The sequence below is a fragment of the Caballeronia sp. LZ032 genome (assembly GCF_031451315.1).
Taxonomy (GTDB): domain Bacteria; phylum Pseudomonadota; class Gammaproteobacteria; order Burkholderiales; family Burkholderiaceae; genus Caballeronia.
The window spans coordinates 1,051,418-1,075,254 of sequence record NZ_JARUXP010000001.1; the positions used below are offsets into that span (position 1 = coordinate 1,051,418).

23 protein-coding genes and 1 tRNA gene are annotated in these 23,837 nt (G+C 66.5%); 15 read left to right on the forward strand and 9 right to left on the reverse strand.

Features of this window, described 5'->3' with window-relative positions; genetic code table 11:
- Window positions 1-12: 12 nt before the first annotated feature.
- The 3 genes from QCE69_RS04855 (at window position 13) to QCE69_RS04865 (ending at window position 2,876) form a co-directional block, all read left to right on the forward strand.
- Complete coding sequence (locus tag QCE69_RS04855) at window positions 13-645, forward strand: LysE family translocator (RefSeq protein ID WP_309929671.1); 633 nt, start codon at window positions 13-15, stop codon at window positions 643-645.
- 543 nt (window positions 646-1,188) lie between these two features.
- A complete protein-coding gene (locus QCE69_RS04860) occupies window positions 1,189-2,760 on the forward strand; it encodes an oligopeptide:H+ symporter (protein WP_309929672.1) in 1,572 nt (523 codons plus the stop codon).
- Window positions 2,761-2,799: 39 nt separating this feature from the next.
- Window positions 2,800-2,876: transfer RNA gene (locus tag QCE69_RS04865), tRNA-Met, on the forward strand.
- Window positions 2,877-3,261: 385 nt separating this feature from the next.
- Here QCE69_RS04865 and rpsU read toward each other — a convergent pair.
- From rpsU to QCE69_RS04885, 4 genes are all read right to left on the reverse strand, one after another.
- Window positions 3,262-3,474 carry a 30S ribosomal protein S21 gene (rpsU, locus tag QCE69_RS04870; protein ID WP_006999077.1) on the reverse strand — a complete coding sequence of 71 codons (213 nt, stop codon included), beginning with the start codon at window positions 3,472-3,474 and terminating at the stop codon, window positions 3,262-3,264.
- Between the two features lie 163 nt (window positions 3,475-3,637).
- A complete protein-coding gene (locus tag QCE69_RS04875) occupies window positions 3,638-3,982 on the reverse strand; it encodes a 2Fe-2S iron-sulfur cluster-binding protein (protein WP_404987295.1) in 345 nt (114 codons plus the stop codon).
- Entirely contained in the window at window positions 3,979-4,572 is a 594-nt protein-coding gene (locus tag QCE69_RS04880; protein ID WP_309915140.1) for a YigZ family protein, read from the reverse strand. The genes QCE69_RS04875 and QCE69_RS04880 overlap by 4 nt, the downstream gene beginning before the upstream one ends.
- A 33-nt stretch (window positions 4,573-4,605) precedes the next feature.
- On the reverse strand, window positions 4,606-5,166 hold the full coding sequence (locus QCE69_RS04885; RefSeq protein WP_309929673.1) for an N-acetyltransferase family protein: 561 nt from the start codon (window positions 5,164-5,166) through the stop codon (window positions 4,606-4,608).
- A 278-nt stretch (window positions 5,167-5,444) separates the two neighbouring features.
- Between QCE69_RS04885 and QCE69_RS04890 the strand changes: the two genes are divergently transcribed.
- From QCE69_RS04890 to astE, 12 genes are all read left to right on the forward strand, one after another.
- A complete protein-coding gene (locus QCE69_RS04890; protein WP_309929675.1) occupies window positions 5,445-7,052 on the forward strand; it encodes an EAL domain-containing protein in 1,608 nt (535 codons plus the stop codon).
- Between the two features lie 75 nt (window positions 7,053-7,127).
- A complete protein-coding gene (locus QCE69_RS04895) occupies window positions 7,128-7,535 on the forward strand; it encodes a hypothetical protein (protein WP_309929677.1) in 408 nt (135 codons plus the stop codon).
- A 242-nt stretch (window positions 7,536-7,777) separates the two neighbouring features.
- A complete protein-coding gene (locus tag QCE69_RS04900) occupies window positions 7,778-8,467 on the forward strand; it encodes a histidine ABC transporter permease HisQ (RefSeq protein WP_309915151.1) in 690 nt (229 codons plus the stop codon).
- A 31-nt stretch (window positions 8,468-8,498) separates the two neighbouring features.
- Complete coding sequence (locus QCE69_RS04905; protein WP_309929678.1) at window positions 8,499-9,230, forward strand: ABC transporter permease; 732 nt, start codon at window positions 8,499-8,501, stop codon at window positions 9,228-9,230.
- Between the two features lie 55 nt (window positions 9,231-9,285).
- The gene (locus tag QCE69_RS04910; protein WP_309929680.1) at window positions 9,286-10,113 is read left to right on the forward strand and encodes an ATP-binding cassette domain-containing protein; all 828 of its coding nucleotides are present in this window, start codon (window positions 9,286-9,288) and stop codon (window positions 10,111-10,113) included.
- Between the two features lie 61 nt (window positions 10,114-10,174).
- Window positions 10,175-11,143 carry a GlxA family transcriptional regulator gene (locus QCE69_RS04915; RefSeq protein WP_309931551.1) on the forward strand — a complete coding sequence of 323 codons (969 nt, stop codon included), beginning with the start codon at window positions 10,175-10,177 and terminating at the stop codon, window positions 11,141-11,143.
- 108 nt (window positions 11,144-11,251) lie between these two features.
- Window positions 11,252-12,478 (forward strand): aspartate aminotransferase family protein, encoded by a 1,227-nt coding sequence (locus tag QCE69_RS04920; protein ID WP_309929682.1) that lies wholly within the window; start codon window positions 11,252-11,254, stop codon window positions 12,476-12,478.
- 16 nt (window positions 12,479-12,494) lie between these two features.
- Window positions 12,495-13,547, forward strand: a complete 1,053-nt coding sequence (gene aruF, locus QCE69_RS04925) for an arginine/ornithine succinyltransferase subunit alpha (RefSeq protein WP_309931553.1) — start codon at window positions 12,495-12,497, stop codon at window positions 13,545-13,547.
- Entirely contained in the window at window positions 13,544-14,575 is a 1,032-nt protein-coding gene (gene astA, locus QCE69_RS04930) for an arginine N-succinyltransferase (protein ID WP_309929683.1), read from the forward strand. Before aruF ends, astA begins: the two co-directional genes overlap by 4 nt.
- 12 nt (window positions 14,576-14,587) lie before the next feature.
- Window positions 14,588-16,060, forward strand: a complete 1,473-nt coding sequence (gene astD / locus QCE69_RS04935; RefSeq protein ID WP_309929685.1) for a succinylglutamate-semialdehyde dehydrogenase — start codon at window positions 14,588-14,590, stop codon at window positions 16,058-16,060.
- Between the two features lie 67 nt (window positions 16,061-16,127).
- Complete coding sequence (gene astB / locus QCE69_RS04940) at window positions 16,128-17,501, forward strand: N-succinylarginine dihydrolase (RefSeq protein WP_309929686.1); 1,374 nt, start codon at window positions 16,128-16,130, stop codon at window positions 17,499-17,501.
- Window positions 17,485-18,516: a succinylglutamate desuccinylase gene (gene astE / locus QCE69_RS04945; RefSeq protein ID WP_309929687.1), complete on the forward strand. Its 1,032-nt coding sequence runs from the start codon at window positions 17,485-17,487 to the stop codon at window positions 18,514-18,516. Before astB ends, astE begins: the two co-directional genes overlap by 17 nt.
- Before the next feature lie 30 nt (window positions 18,517-18,546).
- Here the strand turns inward: astE and QCE69_RS04950 are convergent, their stop codons facing one another.
- The 5 genes from QCE69_RS04950 to QCE69_RS04970 form a co-directional block, all read right to left on the reverse strand.
- Window positions 18,547-18,792: a hypothetical protein gene (locus tag QCE69_RS04950; RefSeq protein WP_309929689.1), complete on the reverse strand. Its 246-nt coding sequence runs from the start codon at window positions 18,790-18,792 to the stop codon at window positions 18,547-18,549.
- Window positions 18,793-18,885: 93 nt separating this feature from the next.
- Window positions 18,886-19,749, reverse strand: a complete 864-nt coding sequence (locus tag QCE69_RS04955) for an HlyD family secretion protein (protein ID WP_309929691.1) — start codon at window positions 19,747-19,749, stop codon at window positions 18,886-18,888.
- A gap of 42 nt (window positions 19,750-19,791) precedes the next feature.
- Window positions 19,792-19,995, reverse strand: coding sequence for a DUF1656 domain-containing protein (locus QCE69_RS04960; RefSeq protein ID WP_309929693.1), 204 nt, complete (start codon window positions 19,993-19,995; stop codon window positions 19,792-19,794).
- The gene (locus QCE69_RS04965) at window positions 19,982-22,144 is read right to left on the reverse strand and encodes an FUSC family protein (protein WP_309915178.1); all 2,163 of its coding nucleotides are present in this window, start codon (window positions 22,142-22,144) and stop codon (window positions 19,982-19,984) included. The genes QCE69_RS04960 and QCE69_RS04965 overlap by 14 nt, the downstream gene beginning before the upstream one ends.
- A gap of 10 nt (window positions 22,145-22,154) precedes the next feature.
- Window positions 22,155-23,678 carry an efflux transporter outer membrane subunit gene (locus QCE69_RS04970; protein ID WP_309915180.1) on the reverse strand — a complete coding sequence of 508 codons (1,524 nt, stop codon included), beginning with the start codon at window positions 23,676-23,678 and terminating at the stop codon, window positions 22,155-22,157.
- Window positions 23,679-23,837: the final 159 nt, after the last annotated feature.

Genomic DNA, 23,837 nt, shown 5'->3' on the forward strand with positions numbered 1-23,837 from the left:
CGCGGGTGTCCCATGTCGCTGCAAAGCTTCTTCGTCTTCCTGCCCGCCTGCTTCGCGATCAACATGGCCTTCGGGCCGAACAACGTGCTGTCGCTGTCGAACGGCGCCCGCGACGGCGTGCGCACGTCGGTGCGCGCATCGTTCGGACGGCTCGCCGCCTTCGCGGTGATGATCGCCATCGCCGGACTGGGGCTCGGCGCGCTGTTGCTGGCTTCGCAGACGCTCTTCACGGCGATCAAGTTCGCGGGAGCGGGGTATCTCGTGTGGATCGGCTTGAAACTGCTCCGTTCGGGACCGGCGCTGCTTGCGACGGAGCCGAAAAGCGCGCCGTGTACGGCGAGCATCGCGCGACTGACGAAACAGGAGTTCTGGGTGGCCGCGGGCAATCCGAAGGCCATTCTGGTATTCACTGCGTTCTTTCCGCAGTTCGTCGACCGAAGCGCCTACGCGACCAGCTTCGCGATCCTCGGCGCCACCTTCCTGGTGCTCGAACTCGTGGCCATTTTCATCTACGCGCTGCTGGGGGCGCGGCTCGGCTCGATGTCGCGGGGCGCGCGCGGCTTCGCCTGGTTCAACCGGATCAGCGGTGCGCTGATGATCGGTTTCGGCGTCATGCTGGCATTCGTTCGACGGCCGGCCGCCTGATTATGTTCTTTTATGACGACTGCATGTTTTCGATTATCACATCCGGTTATTGCGAATAAAAGAAGGTTTATGTGTCAGGGCTATTCCCGAGTGACCGCATGCACGAATAACCGGAAAATCCGGCACTCGTCAGTCGCAATAACCTTGCGATTGACTTAAATCAACTGACGCGCCCGAAAGCGATCCTTTTGAGTGCGTCGAGACGCCGAGATCATCGTTGTGCGATAAGTTCGTAAAACGATGTGGCAATGGACGATCGATGAATACTTCCTCTCCACACGTCCGGCGCGCCTGCGCCGTGCGCTGTTCACGCATCAATCGCCGATTTTCTCTGTTACGCCCTTTGCGGATTGTCATTCTTCCCGCGGCGGCTACCCTCCATGATTTGCGATAATCACGGGTTCTGCGTCTACGCTGATTCTTCGGTTACGCATTCATCATCGCTGTGAAAACCGGTGCTCATGTATTGCCGTGTTTTCTGCCGAAGAAGACGACTCTCATCCGGCCGTCTCACCCCTCGCTGTTCGAAGGATTTTCTTGCTCATGATTAACTCATCGCCTGGCACGTCGCAGACACGTTCAATAACGCAGACTTCAATATCGCAGACACGTTCATTCACGACGGTCTCCCTGATCGAGATGTGGGAGCGTTTTGGCTATTACGGGATGGCCGCGTTGCTCGTGCTGTTCATGATCGACAAGATCGGTTTCGCCGACGATCACGCCAACCTGACCTGGGGCGCCTTCACCGCGCTGGTGTTTTCGGCGCCGTCGATCGGCGGCTGGATCGGCGACAAGGTGCTCGGCGCGCGCCGCACGATGATCGCGGGCGCGATCGTGCTCGCGTGCGGCTATCTGATGCTGGCGCTGCCGGTGGACACGCTGGGCTTCATGTATGCGTCGCTGGGCGTGATCGTGGTCGGCAACGGGCTGTTCAAGTCGAACGCGGCGAACCTCGTGCGCCGCATCTTCGAAGGCGACGATGCGCGCATCGACAGCGCCTTCACCATCTACTACATGGCGGTCAATATCGGCTCGACGTTCTCGATGCTCGCCACGCCGTGGATCAAGGATCACTGGGGCTGGCACGCCGCATTCGCCGTGTGCTGCGGCGGCATGCTGCTCGGACTGCTCAATTTCGCGCTGCTGCGCCGGTCGCTTGCACACGTCGGCTCGGCGCCCGATGACGAACCGCTGCGCGGGTCGCGCGTGTTCGCAGTGATCGCGGGATCGCTTGCGCTGGCCGCTTCGACCGTCTTCATCCTGCAGCACAAGCAGGTCGCGGTGGCCTGCGTGTATGCGGCGGGCGTCGCGATCCTGGCGATCTTCGGCTTCATGCTCAAGACCTGCGACCGCAGCGAGCGCGCCGGCCTGATCGCCGCGCTGATCCTGACGCTCCAGGTGATCCTGTTCTTCGTCTTCTACCAGCAGATGTCGACGTCGCTCACGCTGTTCGCGCTGCGCAACGTCGACCCGGCGTTCTCGATCGGCGGCATCGCGTTGTTCACCTGGAGCGCCGCCCAGTTCCAGGCGCTCAACCCGATCTGGATCATGGTGCTGAGCCCGCTGCTCGCCTTCGCGTATGCGCGTCAGGCCCGGCGCGGACGCGACATGCCGGTGGCCGCGAAGTACGCGCTGGGCTTCGTGGTGGTGGCCATCGGCTTCTTCGTGTTCGGTTTGAGCGGGCGCTACGCGGTGGAAGGGCGGGTCTCGTCGTGGTTCATGGTGGCCGGCTACGGGCTGTACTCGTTCGGCGAACTGCTGGTCTCGGGCCTGGGACTCGCGATGATCGCGCGGTACGTGCCGGCGCGCATGGGCGGTTTCATGATGGGCGCGTTTTTCGTCGCGACGGGCGTGTCGCAGTATCTCGGCAGTGTCGTCGCCAACTTCGCGCGCATGCCGGCCGGCAATCTCGATGCGGCGCAGTCGCTGCCGCTCTATACGCACTTGTTCTTCGGGTTGGGATGGCTGGCGGCCGGCGGAGCGGTGGTGGCCATTGCGCTGCTGCCGTTGCTGGGCAAGCTGTCGAGGGCGCATCAGCAGGCGACACAGGCGGCAAGCCGACGCGAATCGCTTGCGCCTGCTCCGATATCGCTGAACGCAAAGAATGTTTGACTCCGATCGCCGCTTCAGTCTATAATTTAACTCTTCAGACGCGGGGTGGAGCAGTCTGGCAGCTCGTCGGGCTCATAACCCGAAGGTCGTAGGTTCAAATCCTACCCCCGCAACCAAATCGTCAAGCAAAGAGCCCGGTCAAGCCGGGCTCTTTGCTTTTGTGCGTCCGTTTCCTGCACATCGAGTCGAGTCCCGTACGGGATGGACCCGGGGGATGGACCCGGGGGATGGACCCGGGGGATGGACCCCACGCCTCGTCCGCGCAGCCAAGCACACCTTCTCTCAACAACACCCGCCCCGGAAACACGAAAAGCCTGCATGAGCACTCACTCATGCAGGCTTTGAGCAATCTTGCCCACCTCTATCGACCGGGGCGCACCAGATTGTGCGTCACTCCGCGAGCTTCCGCGCAACCTTCTCGGCGCGAAACCGCGACTCGATCGAACTCAGGCGGCGATGCCGAACTGATATGAACCGATGCGGGCAGGGCCCCGCAATCGATCAATAGAATTTCTTCGGCAGTTGTGCGCGGCGGATCTGCTTGCGCAGGCGAGCAACAGCAGCAGCTTTCTTGCGCTTGCGCTCGGTGGTGGGCTTTTCATAAGCCATGCGCGACTTGAGTTCCTGGATCAGGCCCGTACGCTCGACGGTACGGCGGAAGCGGCGCATTGCAACATCAAACGGTTCGTTTTCTTTCAGCAGAACTTTAGTCATTGAAATCTCGGTTGATCTGGCCCTGCCAGAATTTTGGGCAAAGCGCAATTGTACACTTTTTGAGAGCCGTTCTGCACGCCCTTTGCGTGGATTGTTCCTCTGCCGGCTCCGGGAATCCAATCGTAGATCGTTGATTCAAGACGACAATACCGACAAACCCGGGTCAGAAGCCGCGCCGGCGCACGGGGCGCGTGTCCGGGACGGCCATGCGGGTGTCGGGCTGATGGATCGTCACGTCGCCGTGCGGCAGCGCCACGCAGGGCAGGATCCAGCCCTGCGCCTTTTCCTCCTTTGTCAGCCCTGGCCAGTCGACGCGATACGACACCGCGCCATCGACAAGCCGGCACATGCACGCGCGGCATGTGCCGTTGCGGCATGAGCGCGGCAGCGACAAGCCGGCGCGCAGCGCGGCTTCGAGCAGACTCTCGTTCTCCCTTACGGCGACCAGGTGTCCATCCGGCTCGATGACAAGGGCAAAGGCGCGTGGCTCCGCGGCCGGCTCCGTCACGTCCGTACCTCGATGCCCGCGCGGCCGTTGGTCAGATCGCGCAGTTCGAGCGCCGCCGGTTCACGCGCGGCGGCGGCCATGCGCACGACGAGGCGCACCGTCATTCCGTACGCGCTCTCGACGAGTTCCGCCTCATGCTGCTCGATCCAGCGACGCACCCGCGCTTCGTCGGCGTAGTCGAGCTCGATGCCGATCAGCCCGCGCTCGACCCGCTCCACGCGCTCGGCCTGCTGCATCGCGGTGGCGATCGCGTCGGTGTAGGCGCGCACGAGACCGCCCGCACCCAGCTTGATGCCGCCGTAGTAACGCACGACCGCGGCCAGCACGCCGTCCACTTCGTGATGGCGCAGCACTTCGAGAATCGGGCGGCCAGCGGTGCCGGAGGGCTCGCCGTCGTCGGACATGCCGGACTGGCCGCCGGCGAGCAGGGCCCAGCAGACATGCGTCGCGCCGGGATGCGCGGCCCGCAGGCCGTCGAGTTCGCGCATGGCTTCGTCGCGATTGGCCACGGGAATGGCGCACGCGATGAAACGGCTCTTGCGGATATCGATTTCCGCGCTGACGGAGGAGGCGAGGGTGTAAGTCGGCAAGGCTGGAAGCGCGCGGGACGTAAAGCTCGAATCTTAGCTGCTGTGCGCGGGCGGTTGCGCGGCGGGCTGCGGAAGCGGATCGAGCGCGCGCTGCATCAGCACGGTATCGACCCATTGGCCATGCTTGAAGCCGACGTCGCGCAACACGCCCGCATGCTCGAAGCCGAGCCGCGCGTGCAGCGCGATGGATCCGGCATTGCCGCTGTTGCCGATCACCGCGATCATCTGCCGCCACGGCCCGCGTTCGCAGCGTTCGACGAGCGCCCCGAGCAGCGCCCGGCCGACGCCACGCCCGTGAAAGCCGGCGGCGACATAAACCGAATCCTCGACGGTATGCCGGTACGCCGAGCGCGGCCGGTAGGCCGATGCGTAGGCATAGCCCGCGATCACGCCATCGAGTTCGGCGACCAGATACGGCATGCCGGCAGCCGCGATGGCCGCGTGGCGGGTGCGCAATTCGTCGGCGGACGGCGGCACTTCCTCGAAGGTCGCGAGCGCGTGCTCGACGTAATGCGCATAGATCCGGGCGATGCCGTCGAAGTCGGCGGACGCGGCGTCGCGCACGAGCGGAGAGGAGGGTGGGTCTTGAGCCATGGCGGGCAGAGATCAGTGCAAAAAAGGAGAATTTCGCACCGGCGATTCTCGCATGGCGTGACCACGGCAAAAAAAGGGCCGGGGAGCCGTGCGGAAACCCACCAAAACGGTGTGCTTTCGGGCAAAGAAATCGTTGAACGCGGCTGGGCGCGCCCCCTACACTAAGTCGTTTGTCCGGGACTGCGCGGTGACGGCGCGGGATGCGTCGTTTCACTGTCGTCGGGGAACGAGAAAACGCGCGCGAGTCGCCTGCCTCGCGCCGCGGACCATAACACGCAATGAACAACACTCAACGTGGGGCGCTGGCGGCGCTTCTGATCGTCATCGTGGTGATTGCGGCGCTGGCGCCGGCGGGCATCGGCTTTCTGTTCGCCCAGCGCAGCCAGCGGCTCGAGGAAACCAGGCGTCTCAACCTGTTCGCCGATGCCACGCTGCGGCGCGCCGAGGATCTCACCCAGCACCTCTCCGGCGCGCTCGGCGAGATCGGCCGGGTGTCGGCGGCGCCGTGCTCGCGGCCGTATCTGACCGAACTGCGGCGCATCGCACTCACGCATGCGCAGGTGCGCGATGCCGGCGCCTATGACCGGGACGGCCGCTGGCAATGTTCCTCGCTGCTGGGCGCGGTGTCGGTAGGCGCGCTCGACGGCGTCACCGGCGGTCTGATGCTGCCGCCGCCGGACTGGCGTTCGCGCGACGGCATGCTCGCGTGGTACGGCCTCGCGCGGCTGCCGGGCGGCAAGGCGTCGCTGGTCATGGGGCGCGACGGCTTCTATATCGCCGCCGATCCCGCGCTGTACGTGGACAGCCATGGCGCGCCCGCCGCGCCGGTGGAAGGCGTCGCGGTCATCAATACGGAGGTGAGCCGCGTGATCGCCAGCGCGCCCGCCGCCGATGCCGCCGCCACCGCCGCCGTCCTCGCCGTGTACCGGACCGCGCCGCCCGTGCGCGACTGTTCGCCCTACGTGGTGCGGCGCTCGGCCTCGATGCCGTTGGCGGTCGTCGTCAGCGCCCCGCATCAGCCGTGGCGCCAGCGCGTGCGCACGCTGCCGTGGGGCTGGCTGCTGGGCGGCGTGGCGGCGGGCTTGCTGGTGGCCGGCTGGGCGGCGTATTTCATCCTCCGCAGGCTCTCGCCGCGCGGCCAGCTGAGCGACGCCGTGCGCCGTCATCAGTTCATCGTCGCGTATCAGCCGATCGTCGAACTCGCCACGCGCCGCTGTGTCGGGGCTGAGGCGCTGGTGCGCTGGAAGTATCACGACCGGATCGTGCGGCCGGACGATTTCATTCCGCTCGCCGAACATCGCGGGCTGATCCAGGCCATCACGGACCAGGTGCTCGATACCGTGCTGCTCGAACTCGGCGACTTTCTGCGGCGCTATCGCGAGTACTACGTGTCGGTGAATCTCTCCGCGCCCGACCTGACGACGCACCGTTTCCTCGACGTGCTCGGCCCGGCGCTCGCGCGGCAGGGCGTTCGGCCGGGGCAGATCCGCATCGAGGCGACCGAGCGCAGCTTTCTCGACGCCGATGCCGCCAAGGAAGTCATCGGGGCGTTCCGTCACGCGGGCCACGCCGTCTATCTCGACGATTTCGGCACCGGCTATTCGAGCCTGTCGCACTTGCAGAACTTCCGCGTCGACGGCTTGAAGATCGACAAGTCCTTCGTCGATACGGTCGGGCAGGATGCGGCGTCGAGCAGTGTGGCCTCGCACATCATCGACATGGCGGCGACGCTCGAGGTGCAGGTGATCGCCGAGGGCATTGAGCGCGAGGAGCAGGCCGCCTATCTGCATGCGCGCGGCGCGCAGTTCGGGCAGGGCTGGCTGTTCTCGCCGCCGCTGACCGCGGCCGAATTCATCCGCTACGCGGGCCGCACGCGGGGTGCTTGATCGCGGGCAAAACGGCCTTACTTAGGGAGCTTCCTGAAACGCAACTGAAGCGCAACTCCTACGACGAGGCCCGCCATGACCGCCATCACCGACCAAGCCGCCACCGCTTTTCTGCGCGACGTACGCCATCCGCTGCTCGCGCTTCATCGCAGCGTGCTCGCGCATCTGCGCGCGCGGCACGAGGCCGAGTTCGGCGCGGTGTCGCCGGGCGAGTTCCTGCAGATCGTGATCAATGGTTCGGCGTATCGCTGGCTCGCGCCGTTCTCGACGCTGATCGCCGCCATCGACGATGTCCTCGACGACAGCGAGGCCACGCCGGAAATGCGTATCGAGCATGCGAAAGCCGTGCTCGGCATGTTCCGGGCCGGTACGCGCGATCCGGCCTTCGCGGAGCAGTTCCTGCCCTTGCTGCAGGACAGCCCGGAAATCGCCGTGGCCAACGGTGAAGTCGCGCAGCATCTGCGCGCCCTGGTCGGCAAGTAAGCCTGAGCCGCGCGCCGTCCGCTATCGGAAATGCGACCTGAAATGCGCATTTTTCGTCGGCGGCGGTGCTGCGGGTTTTCCTGTCTGTCGCGATAAGGCCATGCGTTTCGACGGGGGCGCGCGGCCGCAGCCCGCCCCGGGCGTTGCATGTTGCGTCGCAGCACGCAGCCGCCTGCCGCCTTGAGCAAATAAAGCCGTCCTGAGAGCATCGCCGCCATTCCAGTCATCGAAGGAGGCGGCTCGTGGTCCTGCATGGTTTCGGTCCGCTCCTGTGGGCGGGCGCAAAAGAGACGTTGGCGCTCGCGCTGCTCTCCCTGACAGTGGCGGTGCTGCTCGGCCTCGTGGGCGCGGCGGCGAAGCTCTCCCGGCATGCGCCGTTGCGCGGCATCGCGACCGCCTATACGACGCTGATCCGCGCGGTGCCCGACCTCGTGCTGATGCTGCTGCTGTTCTACGGCATCCAGATCGCGCTGAACCATCTGACCGACGCACTGGGCTGGGACCAGCTCGACATCGATCCTTTCACGGCCGGCGTCATAACGCTCGGCTTCATCTACGGCGCGTATTTCGCCGAGACCTTCCGCGGCGCCTTTCTCGCCGTGCCGCGCGGCCAGCTGGAGGCGGGCAGCGCCTACGGCATGAATGGCCTGCGCGTGTTCTGCCGGATCCTGTTTCCGCAGATGATGCGCTTCGCGTTGCCGGGCATCGGCAACAACTGGCAGGTGCTGGTGAAGGCGACGGCGCTGGTGTCGATCATCGGTCTCGCGGACATCGTCAAGGCCGCGCAGGATGCCGGCAAGAGCACCTTCCACATGTTCTTCTTCATCCTGGTCGCGGCGCTGATCTATCTCGCGATCACGAGCGCGTCGAACGTCGTGCTGACGCTGCTCGAGCGGCGCTATTCGACCGGCGTGCGTCACGCCGAACTTTGAACCCGCCGATCCCGTCCGCGAGCGCCAAGCCATGATCCAGATCTTCGCCGAATACTGGCGCCCCTTCCTCTATTCCGACGGCCTGCGCGCGTCGGGTCTCGTCGTGACGCTCTGGCTGCTGGCGACGTCGCTGGCGCTCGGCTTCTGCGCGGCGGTGCCGCTGGCGTGCGCGCGGGTATCGCGTAACCGCTGGCTGGCGACGCCGGTGCGCCTCTACACCTTCGTGTTTCGCGGCACGCCGCTCTATGTGCAATTGCTGCTGCTTTACACCGGCATGTACAGCCTGGAGTTCGTGCGGACGCAGTCGCTGCTTGAGGCGTTCTTTCGCAGCGGCTTCAATTGCGCGATCCTGGCGTTCGCGCTCAACACCTGCGGCTATACGACCGAGATCTTCGCCGGTGCGATCCGCGCGATTCCGCACGCTGAAGTGGAAGCCGCGCGCGCCTACGGCATGAGCACCTTCACGATGTACCGGCGCGTGATCCTGCCGTCCGCTTTGCGCCGCGCGTTGCCGCTGTACAGCAACGAAGTGATCCTGATGCTGCATGCAACGACGGTTGCCTTCACCGCGACCGTGCCGGACATCCTGAAGGTCGCGCGCGACGCCAATTCCGCAACCTATCAGTCATTCGAATCGTTCGGCGTGGCGGCGCTGCTCTACGTGGCGATTTCGTTCGCGCTGGTGGCGGCGTTCCGGCACGCGGAGCGGCGCCGGCTCGCGTATCTGCGGCCGGCCGGCGCGGTGCGGACACGCCGCGCATGAGCCGCCACATCAGCCATCGCATCAGCCGCCGCAGCGGGCGGTAGAATCCGATCCCATGCACCACACCCTGTCATCACTCGAGGAGAACGCGTTGGAGCCCACCGTCAAGGACGTTGCGACCAAGCTCGTCGCCGAGGACATTCACAAGCGCTACGGCGACAACGAAGTGCTGAAGGGCGTCTCGCTCGCCGCGAAAGCCGGGGACGTGATCAGCATCATCGGCGCGAGCGGCTCGGGCAAGAGCACGTTCCTGCGCTGCATCAACTTTCTCGAACGGCCCAACGCGGGGCGCATCATCGTCGATGGCGAAGCGGTGCGCACAAAAGCCGACAAGACCGGCAATCTCGAAGTCGCGGATCACAAGCAGTTGCAGCGCGTGCGCACCAAGCTCGCGATGGTCTTCCAGCATTTCAACCTGTGGTCGCACATGACGGCCATCGAGAACGTGATGGAAGCGCCTAGCCACGTACTCGGCGTGTCGAAAAAGGAAGCGGAAGAGCGTGCGCGCGAGTATCTGGAAAAGGTGGGACTGCCGCCGCGCGTCGAGAAACAATATCCGTCGCATCTGTCGGGCGGGCAGCAGCAGCGCGTCGCGATTGCACGCGCGCTGGCGATGCATCCCGATGTCATGCTGTTCGACGAACCCACGTCCGCGCTGGATCCGGAACTCGTCGGCGAAGTGCTGAAGGTGATGCAGCGGCTCGCGGAAGAGGGCCGCACGATGATCGTCGTCACGCATGAAATGGGCTTTGCCCGCAACGTGTCGAATCACGTGATGTTCCTGCATCATGGCCGCACCGAAGAGGAAGGCGCGCCCGCGGACGTGCTCACGGCGCCGAAGAGCGAGCGCCTGCGCCAGTTCCTGTCGGGCAGCCTCAAATAACGTGGCGAATGGGGCCGGCGCGCCGCGGCAGGTGACCATCGTTGCGCTCGCGCCGGTCTCGATGAGCGGCATTGCGCCGATCATCGACAGTCTTGCGCTCGCCAACGAAATCGACGGGCATCGCCTCTACGAGTGGCGCATCTGTTCCTGGGACGGCCGTCCGGTGCCGCTGTCGGGCGGCGCGCAACTGCCCGCCGACGGCGCCTTCAACGACACCGTCCGCTGCGACTGGCTGCTCGTCGTCACGGAGCGCTACCAGCAGTTCGCCGACTACCGGCTGTTTCTCGCCAGCCTCGCGAGGGTGGCGCCGCGCACGCCGCTCGTGAGCGGCATTCATCACGGCGTGTGGTGGCTCGCGATGGCCGGACAGCTCGCGCAGTATCGCGTCGCGGTGAACTGGGAAACCTACCAGCAGTTCACCGAGCAATTCGAGCGCGCGATCGTCAGCCAGCAGATTTTCGAAATCGACCGGGACCGTGCCACGTGCACAGGCGGACAGGCCAGCATCGACTTCATGCTGGCGATGATCTCGCGCGATCACGGCCCGGACCTCGCGGAACGCATCGCGGATTCGCTGGGCATCGGCGTGTTGCGCGCGGGCACGGAGCGCCAGCGCATTCCCTTCGTCACCGCGCCCGGCGAACGTCATCCGCGCCTCAACGACGCGCTCCAGCTGATGGAAGCCAACATCGAGGATCCGCTCACCACCGACGAGATCGCCAGTCTCGCCGGCATCTCGCGGCGGCAGCTGGAACGGCTGTTTCGTCAATATCTCGGGGCGATGCCGTCAAAGTACTACCTCAACTTGCGGCTCACGAAGGCGCGCACGCAATTGCAGCGCACGAACAAATCGGTGGTGCAGATCAGCCTGGCGTGCGGATTTTCGTCGGCGGCGCATTTCTCGAACGCCTACCGCGACCGATTCGGCGTGACGCCGCGCGAGGAGCGCCGCAACTGGATCGAGAAACAGCGCGGCACGCCCGACGAACCGCGCGGCGGCGCACTGATCGAGCCGCCGGGCGCTGCGTGAGTAGACGGGCAAAGCGGTGGAAGCATGTCGCGAACGCGCAAGACGGAACCCGCGCGATTGCCTAATATCGAACCTGATACCGATGCGGAACCTGAAGAGGAGTGGCTCATGACCGAGATCAATGTGAATCGCGCGACCTTCGACGAGGTCATGGTGCCGGTGTTCGCGCCCGCCAACTTCGTGCCCGACCGGGGGCGCGGCTCGCGCGTGTGGGATACGGACGGACGCGACTACGTGGATTTTGCCGGCGGCATCGCGGTGACGGCGCTGGGCCACGGCCATCCGGAACTGCTCAAGGTGCTGCACGAACAGGGCGACAAGCTCTGGCACATCGGCAACGGCTACACCAACGCGCCGGTGCTGCGTCTCGCGAAGCGCCTGACCGACCTGACCTTCGCGGATCGCGCGTTCTTCGCCAACTCGGGCGCGGAGGCCAACGAAGCGGCGCTCAAGCTCGCGCGCCGTCATGCCATCGACCAGCACGGTGACGACAAGATCGAGATCATCTCGTTCACGCAGTCGTTTCACGGACGCACGTTCTTCACGGTGAGCGTCGGCGGCCAGCCGAAGTACGCCGAAGGCTTCGGCCCGCAGCCGCAGGGCATCCGCCATCTGCCGTATAACGATCTGCCGGCCGCGCTCGCGGCGATCGGCCCGAAGACCTGCGCGGTGATCGTCGAACCGGTGCAGGGCGAAGGCGGCGTGTTGCCGGCCGATCCGGCCTTCCTGCAAGGTCTGCGCGACGCGTGCGACCAGCACGGCGCGCTGCTCATCTTCGACGAGGTGCAGACCGGCGTCGGCCGCACGGGCAGCTTCTATGCGTACATGCAGTACGGTGTGACGCCGGACATCCTCACGAGCGCGAAGGCGCTGGGCAATGGCTTCCCGATCGGCGTGATGCTGACGACCGACGCCATCGCCGCGCACTTCAAGGTGGGCGTGCATGGCACGACTTACGGCGGCAATCCGCTGGGCGCGGCGATCGCGGAAAAGGTGGTCGAGCTGATCAGCGATCCGCAACTGCTCGAAGGCGTGCACGAACGCAGCCGGGCGATCAAGGCGCATCTCGCGCGCCTCAACGAACGCTTCGGCCTCTTCACGGAGATTCGCGGCCGCGGCCTGCTGATCGGCGCGGAACTGAACGATGCCTACCGCGACCGCGCCAAGGACGTGCTGAACGCGGCCGCAGCGAACGGCGTCATCATGCTGATCGCCGGGCCGAACGTGCTGCGCTTCGCGCCCTCGCTCATCATGCCGATGACCGATCTCGACGAAGGTTTCGCGCGCATCGGCCGGGCGTTGGAGCAGGTGGTCAGTGCGGCGGCGGTCAAGTGAACCCCGGGACCCGATGATGCTCTTCGTCCGTCCCGCCAGACTCGCCGATCTCGACGAACTCGAACGCATGGCGCGCGCCGCGCAACCGGTGCTGCACTCGCTGCCGCGCGAGCGGCGCGCGCTGGAGCCGCGCGTCGCGCTCTCGGAAGATTCGTTCCGCGCCGAAGTCGAGTTTCCCGGCGAGGAGTTCTATCTCTTCGTGCTCGAAGAGTCCGAAACGAAGCGGCTGCTCGGGACCTCGAGCATCGTCGCGTCGGCGGGTTATGCCGAGCCGTTCCACGCGTTCCGCAACGATGCGCTGATCCACGCATCGCGCGAGCTCAAGGTGAACCGCAAGATCCACGCGCTCACCATGTCGCACGAACTGACCGGCAAGAGCCGTCTGACCGGCTTCTACATCGATCCATCGTTGCGCGATGAAGACAACGCCGCGGCCGCGCATCTGCTGTCGCGGGCGCGCATGATCTATATCGCCGCGAATCCGCGGCGCTTCTCGACTGAAGTGTTCTCGCTGATGCTGGGCGTCACCGACGACGCGGGCGCGTCGCCGTTCTGGGATGCGGTCGGCCGCAAGTTCTTCGGACGCGACTTCGAACAGGTGGAAGCGGAGTCGGGCGGACGCAGCCGCACGTTCATCGCCGAGGTGATGCCGAGCTATCCGCTCTATGTGCCGCTGCTGCCCGCGGACGCGCAGCGCGTGCTGGGCGAACCCAACGAACATACGCTGCTCGCCTACGACATCCATCTCGAAGAAGGCTTCGAGCCGGACCGCTACGTCGATATCTTCGACGCGGGCCCGGTGCTGACCATTGCGGTCGACAAGAGCGCGTCGGCGAGTTCCGGCGAACTGCGCGCGGTGCGTGAGCGTGGCGCGGAAGATGGCGCGGGCGCGCCGTATCTCGTCGCGGCGGGCGGCGCGCATGCGTTTCGCTGCGTGATCGCGCGGCTGAGCGGCACGCGCGCCGACGGCGCCGCGCTCACGGCGGCGGCGCGCGCGGCACTCGGCGTCAGCGACGGCGACACGGTGCGTTGCGTGCCCTTGCACCAGGCCTCGGGAGAATTGCCATGATCGTCGTGCGTTGCACGCAGCCGGGCGACGTCGACGCATTGCTCGCGCTCGCCCAGGAAACAGGCCCCGGGCTGACCACCTTCAAGCCGGACCGCGCGGCGCTGGCCGCACGCGTCGAACGCGCGCGCCGCACGCTGGAAGGCTCGGCCGCGCCCTTCGAAGCGGGCTACTTCTTCGTGATGGAAGACACCGCGACGGGCGACGTAGCGGGCGTATGCGGCATCGAAACGGAAGTCGGGCTGGAGCAGCCGTTCTACAACTATCGCGTATCGACGGTCGTGCATGCCAGCAAGGACATGGGCGTATGGACGCGCATGGCGCTGCTCAACATGTCGCACGACCTGACCGGTTATGCGGAGGTGTGCTCGCTGTTCCTGAGCCCGCGTTATCGGACGGCGGGCGTGGGCGGGCTGCTGTCGCGCTCGCGCTTCATGTTCATCGCGCAGTTCACGGAGCGCTTTCCGCAGCGCCTGTGCGCCGAATTGCGCGGCCATTTCGACGAGAACGGCGAGTCGCCGTTCTGGAACGCGGTGGGCTCGCACTTCTACCAGATCGATTTCAACGAAGCGGATTACCTCAGTTCGCACGGCAAGAAGTCGTTCGTGGCGGAACTGATGCCGCGTTATCCGGTGTATCTCGACCTGCTGCCCGACGCCGCGCAGCGCGCGGTCGGCGTGACGCACAAGGACACCGCGCCCGCGCGCAAGATGCTGGAGGCGGAAGGCCTGCGCTATGAGAATCACGTCGATATCTTCGACGCCGGTCCGGTGCTCGAGTGCCATATCGGCGACTTGCGCACGGTGCGTGAAAGTGTGCTGACGAGCGTGCATATCGGCACGCGCCCGGACACGGACAGTGATGTGAAGAGCCTCGTGTCCAACACGCTGCTGGATGACTTCCGCTGCGGCGCGACCGTCGGCGTGGTGCAGGGCGGCACGTTCCTGCTGACGGCGGACGAAGCAGGAGCCTTGCGCGTGAAGGAAGGCGACGCGGTGCGCGTGCTGAGTTCGGCTTCGCGATCCCGATGACAGAGACACGACATGGAAATTTCGAATCAGTTGTATATCGACGGTGACTGGCAGGAAGGCCGGGGCGCGGCATTCGGCTCGCGCAACCCGGGCACCGATGAAAGCGTCTGGCAGGGCAACAGCGCGTCGGCGGAAGATGTCGAGCGCGCGGTGTCGTCGGCGCGGCGCGCGTTTCCCGCGTGGGCCGCGCGCGCATTCGACGAACGCGTGGCGATCGCGAAGCGCTTCGCCGCGCTGCTCAACGAGAACAAGGACGCACTGGCGCACGTGATCGGCCGCGAAACCGGCAAGCCCTTGTGGGAGGCGCGCACGGAAGTGGCCTCGATGGCAGCCAAGGTCGATATCTCCGTGCAGGCCTATCACGAACGCACCGGTGAAAAGCGCGCGCCGATGGCCGATGGCGTCGCGGTGCTGCGGCATCGGCCGCACGGCGTCGTTGCCGTGTTCGGGCCGTACAACTTTCCGGGGCATTTGCCGAACGGGCATATCGTGCCGGCGCTCATCGCGGGCAATGCGGTGGTATTCAAGCCGTCGGAACTCGCGCCCGGCGTCGCGGCCGCGACCGTCGCGCTGTGGATCCAGGCGGGGTTGCCCGCGGGCGTGCTCAATCTCGTGCAAGGCGAGAAGGACACGGGCGTGGCGCTCGCCAATCACCGGCAGATCGACGGCCTGTTCTTCACTGGCAGCTCCGACACCGGCACGCTGCTGCACAAGCAGTTCGGCGGCCGGCCCGAGATCGTGCTCGCGCTCGAGATGGGCGGCAACAATCCGCTCGTCGTCGCGCCGGTGGAAGACATCGACGCCGCCGTGCATCACACGATTCAATCGGCGTTCCTGTCGGCGGGCCAGCGCTGCACGTGCGCGCGGCGTCTCTTCGTCCCCGACGATGCCTTCGGCGAACGCTTCCTGCACCGCTTCACTGAAGTGAGCGCGAACTTGCGCGTCGGCGCCTATGACGAGGAGCCGCAGCCGTTCATGGGCGCGGTGATTTCGGCGCGCGCGGCGGCGCGGCTCGTCGAGGCTCAGCGGCACCTCGTCGAGGCGGGCGCCGTGCCCGTGCTGTCGATGCAGCAACGCGACGCGCATCTCGGCTTCGTCACGCCGGCGATTCTCGATGTCACGCAGGCGCGCGACGTGCCCGACGAAGAGCACTTCGGCCCGCTGGTTCAAATCACGCGCTACCGCAGCTTCGACGAAGCCATCGAGCGCGCCAACGACACCGCCTACGGTCTCTCCGCCGGCCTGCTCGCCGATGACGAACACGCGTGGACGCACTTCCAGCGCACGATTCGCGCGGGCATCGTCAACTGGAACCGGCCGACCAATGGGGCATCGTCGGCGGCGCCGTTCGGCGGCATCGGGCGGTCGGGCAATCAGCGGCCGAGCGCGTATTACGCGGCGGACTACTGCTCGTATCCGATGGCATCGGTGGAGAGCGCGCAGCTCCAGATGCCCGCGAGCCTGTCGCCGGGCATGCGGTTTTGAGTTTTGTGTCACGCGCCATGTCGCGCGAAGTTCCGGCACGGCAAGCGGTCATCGCGAAGGATTCATGATGCAGGCATCGAAAGAGGCACCTAAAGAAGCGCCGAAGGCTTATGAGGCGAATTTCGACGGGCTGGGCGGCCCGACGCACAACTACGCCGGACTGTCCTTCGGCAATGTCGCGTCGCGCAGCAACGAGAAGTCGGTGGCCAATCCGAAGGCCGCAGCCAGCCAGGGTCTGCGCAAGATGAAGCGCCTCGCGGACGCGGGCTTCCGGCAAGGCGTGCTGCCGCCGCTCGAACGGCCTTCGGTGCGGCTGTTGCGCGCGCTGGGCTTCTCGGGCGACGACGCCAGCGTGATCGCCCGCGCGGCGCGCGAAGCGCCCGAACTGCTGGCGGCGGCGAGCTCGGCATCGGCGATGTGGACCGCGAACGCGGCGACCGTGAGTCCGTCCGCCGACACCGCCGATGGCCGCGTGCATTTCACGCCGGCCAATCTGGCGGCGAAACTGCATCGCGCGATCGAGCATGACGAGACGCGCCGTTCGCTCGGCGCGATCTTCGCCGATGACGCGCACTTCCAGATACATCACGCGTTGCCTGGAACGCCCGCGCTCGGCGACGAGGGCGCGGCGAACCATACGCGCTTCGCCAGCGCGTACGGCGCGCCGGGCGTCGAGTTCTTCGTGTATGGCCGCAGCGAGTATGGCGCGGGTCCGCAGCCCCGGCGCTACCCGGCGCGGCAGACGCTGGAGGCGAGCCGCGCGGTGGCGCGCCTGCATGGCCTGGACGTCGACGCGGCCGTGTTCGCGCAACAGTCGCCCGATGTGATCGATGCCGGCGTGTTCCACAACGACGTGATCGCGGTGGGCAATCTCACGACGCTGTTCTGCCATGAGCAGGCCTTCGTCGATCGGCACGCGGTGTATGACGCGCTACGCACGCGGCTCGAGGCACGCGGCGCCACGTTCACCGCGCTCGAAGTGCCGGCGGACGAAGTGAGCGTCGAGGACGCGGTGACGTCGTACCTGTTCAACAGCCAGTTGCTGTCGGCGGCGGATGGACGGCAAGTGCTGGTGGTGCCGCAGGAATGCCGCGAGAATGCGCGCGTGGCGGCCTATCTGGACGGGCTCGCGGCGCGCTCGACGCCCATTGACGAGGTGCTCGTCTTCGACCTGCGCGAGAGCATGAAGAACGGCGGCGGCCCGGCCTGCCTGCGCTTGCGCGTCGTGCTGAACGAGGCCGAGCGCGCGGCCGTGAACCCGCACGCGTGGATGAACGACGCGCTGTTCGCGCGGCTCGACGCGTGGATCGAGCGGCATTACCGCGATCGCCTCGCGCCGGCCGATCTCGCCGATCCAAAGTTGCTCGTCGAGTCGCGTACGGCGCTCGACGAACTGACGACCATCCTCGGACTGGGTGCCCTCTATGATTTCCAGCGCTGATGCTTCGCGCATGCTCGACGATTTTCTCGGCTTCACGCTCGGCAACGGCGTACCCGCGACGCACGCCGGCACGACGGCCTCGGGCGTGCGCTGGACGTGGCTGGGAGAAGGCGTGCTGCGCCTCGAACCGGAGCATGCGCCTTCGCATAGCGTGCTTGCCTCGGCGGGCATTCACGGCGACGAAACCGCGCCGATCGAACTGCTGACGCGGCTCGTGGCGGATGTCGCAAGCGGCCGCGCGCCGCTGGCTGCGCGGCTGCTGGTGATTCTGGGCAACATCGGCGCGATGCGCGCGGGCGAGCGTTATGCCGACGACGATCTGAACCGGCTCTTCGGCGGCCGTCACGCGCAGTTCGGCGCCAGCCGTGAAGCGCCGCGCGCGGTGGAACTGGAACAGGCGGCGCTGGCTTTCTTCGCGGACGCCGCGCACGACAAGTGGCACATCGACATGCATACGGCGATCCGCGCCTCGGTGTTCGAGCAGTTCGCGTTGCTGCCGTACACCGGCGCGCCGCCCGCGCGCGCGATGTTCGACTGGCTGCGCGACGCGCGTCTCCAGGCCGTGCTGCTGCATCGGGAGAAGGGTCATACGTTCACGCAGTTCACCGCGCAGCATGCGGGCGCGCTGGCCTGCACGCTGGAACTCGGCAAGGTGCGGCCGTTCGGGCAGAACGACCTGACGCGCTTCACGGCGGCGGATGGCGCGCTGCGCCGCTTGCTGGCGGGCGCGCCGGCAGCCGCTTCAGCGGCAGGGGAGGCGTCGTTGCGCGTATTCAGCGTGGTCGCGCAGATCGACAAGCGCAGCGAGCATTTCGTGCTGAACGTAGCCGGCGATGTGCCGAACTTCACCGCGTTCGCAGCGGGCACGGAACTGGCCCGGGACGGCGATTATCGCTACACGGTTTCACACGACGAAGAGCGCATCGTGTTTCCGAACCCGAAGGTGAAGCCGGGATTGCGCGCGGGCCTGATGGTCGTCGATACGACCGATGCCACGCTCGCGACGCTTGCCTGACACGGGAGCAATGGGCAAGACCGTCGCCGGTCATTGATCCGGCGGCGCGGGATCGTCCTTGACGAAGAGCATCGAGATATACAGCACGGTCGATACCGCGATGATCCCGACGCCCGTGAACACCTTGGTCCGGTTGAACTCAAGTCCGCCGTTGATCGCCATGCCGATGCCGAAACACGCCGCCAGCGTGCCGGCCGCGGCCAGCGCCACGTGCGCGCGGCTCAGGAACATGCGGCGCCGTCTCCTGCCTGCCTCGCTGAACGGTCCTCGTTTCATCGCATCCTCCGCTTGAGTCTGCCGTGTCCGGGTAGCTCATCACCAATATCACAATCGGCATGGCGGTCAGCGAGGACTGCGCACTGCGCGGCCCTACATGGATGGCGCGATCACCACGGTGGCCGTCGTTCCGGCCGAGAGCAGCACGCCGTCCGGGATGTGATCGATACCCACGCGCACCGGCACGCGCTGTGCGAGCCGCACCCAGTTGAAGGTCGGATTGACGTCGGCGAGCAGTTCGCGGCTCTGCGGATTGTCGCGGTCATAGATGCCGCGCGAGATGCTCTCCACGTGGCCCTGCAGTTCGCCGCCGCTCATCAGGCGGATCGACGCGCGGTCGCCCACGCGCACGTGCGGCAGCTTGGTTTCCTCGAAGTAGCCGTAGACCCAGAACGAGTGACTGTCGACGATCGCGAGCTTCGCCGTGCCCGCCGTCGCATAGTCGCCGCGAAACACGTTCAGGTTCGTCACGTAGCCGTCCACCGGCGACACCACCCGCGTGCGTTCGAGATTGAGCTGCGCGGCATCGAGCGCGGCCTGGGCCTGCTGGAGCTGCGCCGCCGCCGTCGAGGCGGTCTGTTGCGCGTTGTCGCGGGATTCCTTCGAGACGACGAGACTGTCCATGTCGGCGCGGCGCGCGGCGTCCGCGCGGCGCATGCGCAATTCGGCGGCGCGCGCCGCCACGTTCGCCTGCGCCTGCTCGACGGCGATCCGGTAATGCGACGGATCGATCTCCATCAGCAGGTCGCCCTTCTTGACGAACTGGTTGTCGCGCACCGGCAACTGCACGACCGCGCCCGACACGTCCGGCGCCACGTTGACGACATCGGCGCGCACGCGGCCGTCGCGGGTCCACGGCTCATCCATGTAGTGGACCCACAGCACGCGCCCGATGACGAGCGCCACCGCGAACATCGCGAGGGTCAGCACGAGGCCGATGATCTTTCTGAGAACCATGATGCAACTCTCTGGACTGGGTTGAAGGTTTGAACGGCTAGCTCAGCGATACGCCACGAGCCCGAGCGTGCCGCAGATGCAGACCAGCAGGCTCGCGCGGAACAGCGCCGGATGCCAGACCACGCGATACAGCCCGGTCAGCGCCAGCACGCGGTCGATGAACCACGTCAGCACCGCGCCGGCGATGAAGAGCAGCAGGATCGTCGGCACATACGCTTCGAGGATCGCGACGTTACGCGGGAACATGGGGCGCTCCTTCGGGTGTGGCTGGATCAACCGACGCGTGTCGTGCGAACGGTGCTTCGGGGTCGAGCAGCGCGGTACGGATCAGATGCAGATGACTTGTCACGCGCCGCAGTTGGCGCGGGTTTTCGGACGCCGCCTGCACTTCCTGGATTGCACGCGCGGTGGCGGCGAGCGTGGTGTCGAAGCGTTGCGGACCCGGACGTTCGAACAGCCGCGCGACGGCATCGAGCGTCGCCTCGACCTGGCGTTGCCACTGCATCGGAGCATCGCTTTCGGAAGCAGCGAGTTCGTGCCGCAGGTCGATCACCGCATTGCCGAATTCGAGCACCGCGAAGAGCCATTGCAGCGCGTCGCGCTGCAAGTCGGCACGGCCGGCCGCGATCGCGTTGATCTGCGCGAGCAGGTCGCGCGTGCGGCTCTCGAAGTGCGTCTTGATGCGCGGCAGGCGGCCACGGCGCGCGTGCGCCACTTCACGGCGCAGGTCGGCGAGCAGCAGCTTGCGCAGCCACGGCGCATCGGTCGGCAGCAGCACGGCGAAGGCGATCGCGGCGACGATCATCGACAGCACCAGCGCGAGGGCGTCGTTCATGAAGCCGGTCGGATCGTAGTGGACCAGATTGTCCGGGCCCGCGAGAAAACAGAAGAAGATGCAGTAGCCGATGCCCGCGCCCGCGAACCGGGGCCGCGTGCTCAGATACGCGCCGAACATGAGCGCGGGGGCGAGCGCGGCGCACATCATCGGAAAGCCGTCCACATGCGGGAACACGCCGAAGACCACTACCATGCCGGCCAGCGCGGCGAGCAGCGTGCCGGCCGCCATCTGCGCCGACATCAGCGCGGGCCGCGGCGACGACGACGCCAGCGCGCACACGGCGGCCGCGTTGAGGACCATCGTGCCGCCGCTCGGCCAGGCCGTGCCGATCCAGAACGCCGACAGCGCGAACATGACGACCGCCCCGCGCAGCCCCGACACGGCCGCCGCGAACAGGTTGGTGCGCGGCACATAGCGGGCAACCCAGCGCTCGCGTTCGTGCGACGGCGCGCTCAGCGACGCATAGGTTTCGGCGTAGGCGAGCATGTCGTCGACGAAGCGATGGAGCAGTTCGGTGGCCGTGTCGAATTCGAGCGGCACGAAGTCCGGATGCGTGTCGACGCCGGCGCGCGCCGCGCGCACGCGTGGCGGCAACGCGGCCCGGTAGGCGCGCAACTGCGTGGCGGCTTGTGCGGCGTCGGCGGCGTTGCGCACCGGCTCGCCCGCGATCGAGAACAGCGGCGGCACTTCGCGAAAGAACGGTTCGAGCGCGGCGATGGTGGTCACCGATGCGTTCTCGCGCAGCCGGTTCATCAACTGATGCAGCGCGTGGAAGCGCGTCGAGGCGTTCATGAATTCGCTGTTCAGCCGCGCGAGCCGGCCGCCGCGCCTGCGCGATTCCGGATTCTCGAACACCGCGACGCTGCGCGCCGCCTCGAAGCCGACGATATCCGCGACGAACGCCAGGTTGGTCCGCTCGATCTGCGCACGCGGCATGGCGCCGGACATCGCGCGGCACACGTAATCGACGAATTGCGTGAAGCGGCGGCGTACGGTGGTGCGGACCTGTTCGCCCGCGTGCTGCGGAAAGATCAGCGCGCTGACCGCGCCCGAGCAGAGGATGCCGAGCGTCACTTCGCCGACCCGCGTCAGCGCCGACAGATACGCGCCGTCCGGATGCTGCGCGGCCGGGATGCCGATCAACGCCGCCGTGTAGCCCGCCAGCACGAAGCCGTACGAGCGGAAGTTGCGGTTGCGCGCCGCGCCCGCCGTGCAGATGCCGACCCACAACGCGGTGGCCGACAGGAACAGCACCGGCTGCTGCGCGAACAGACCGATGAAGACCATCATCACGACGAGGCCCACCATCGTGCCGCAGAAACGGTAGAAGCTTTTCGCGAGCACCATGCCGCTTTGCGGCTGCATCACGACGAATACCGTGGTCATCGCGGTGCGCGGCTGCTGCATGTCGAGGCGCATCGCGAGCCACAACGCGAGCAGCGCCGCGAGCACGGCCTTGAAGATGTAGATCCAGGCGAGCCCGTCGGTGCGCGCCCAGTCGGCGAGCGCCCGCATGAACGTGTGCCGTGCGCCTGCTGGATGAGTGGAGGAGGTCATGGGCGCCGCCTCACTTCGGTCCGTGCGCGCTCAGCTGCCCGAGCGTGCTGATGTGCCGAGACGGCGCGAGCGCGGTCTGCTCCGGCCCGTTCGACGGATCGTCGAGGCCGCCGCCGAGCGCCGACGTAAGCGTTGCATAGGCCGCGAGCCGTGCCGCGCGCACGCGCGCCTGGCCATCCTGCGCCTTGAGCAACTGCGTCTGCGCGACGAGCACGTTCAGGTAATCGGTGAGACCGCGCCGGTAGCCTTCGTTCGCGAGGTCGTAGCTCTTGCGCGCGGCGGCGACCGAGCGGCCCGAGGCGTCGAGCTGGGTATCGAGCGAATGCACGCGCACGACCTGATCCGCGATGTCCTTCAGCGCCGCGACCAGCGTCGCGTTGTAGTGGTCGACGGCTTCGTCGTATTGCGCCGATGCCGCGCCCAGTTGCGCGCGCAGGCGTCCGCCTTCGAAGATCGGCAGCGAGATGGCCGGGCCGAAGCTGTAGCCCGACGCCTTGCTCGTGAGGAAACTCAGCAGCGCGCCGCCCGCGAAGGCCTGGGTGAGCGACGCGGCCAGGTTGATGTTCGGATAGAAGCCGGCCTTCGCGACGTCGATGCCGCGCGCCTGCGCCGCCACCATCCAGCGGGCAGCGACGATATCGGGCCGGTGGCCGACGAGCTCGGCCGGCAGCGCGGAAGGCAGCGGCAACGGCGTGGCGAGCGACAGGGCGGGGCGCGTCAGCGCTTCTCCGGCGCCCGGCCCTGCGCCCGCGAGCGCGGCCAGCTGATGGCGCGCCAGTGCGATCTCTTCCTGATAGATGTCGACCTGCCGCTCGTACTCGGGCAGCGGCGCTTCGGCCTGGCTGAGTTCGAGCTGCGTGCCGATGCCGCCGTTCAGACGGCGGCGCGCATGGTCGGCGATATGTTGCTGCTGTTCGAGCGTTTGCTGCGCGATGTCCAGCAGCGCGAACGCCTGCGAGAAGCCGATATAGGCGCGCACCACGTTGGTTTCGAGATCGAGCTGCGCGGCGCGGGCGTCGGCGGCGCGGACGTGGGCGACATCGAGCGCGCGTTCGGCATTGTTCTCGTCGCGGCCCCACAGGTCGAGGTTGTAGGACAGCGTCAGTCCGGCCGTGTCGTCCCAGGTGGTCGTGTCCGCGTAAGGGCCGGGGCCATAGAAGTCGTTGTTGGGCCAGTTCTTGCGCGCGACGCTCATGGCGGCATCGACGTGCGGATACAGGTCCGAGCGCGCAATGCCCGCGGCTTCATGCGCCTCGCGCACGCGCGCCGCGGCCATCGCGAGCGTCGGATTGCCGCTCGTCGCGCGTTCGATCCACTGGTCCAGTTGCGGGTCCTGATAGGCGCGCCACCATTGTTCGGCGGGCCATTGGGCATCGGCGTTGGCTTGCCGGATCGCGGTGCCGACGTCGAGCGTCGCGGCGTCGTTCAGCGAATCGTGAGGCGCGATGTTGCCGGTGCTGGCGCACCCGGAGATGATCAGGATAGTTGCAAGAACTGTGGCTGAAGCAGTCTTGCGGATTACTCGCCCTCGCACGATTTACTCCCAAATTTGAATCAATTTCCTGGAAGTGATTATATTTTTGCAGTATTTGTCGAATAACCCGCGAGCACGCAAAGCATTTTTACGAATTGTGTGATAATCCCTCTTGCGAGAAGTGCAACAATTCGTCACGTCACCAGTTTCATTGTCGGA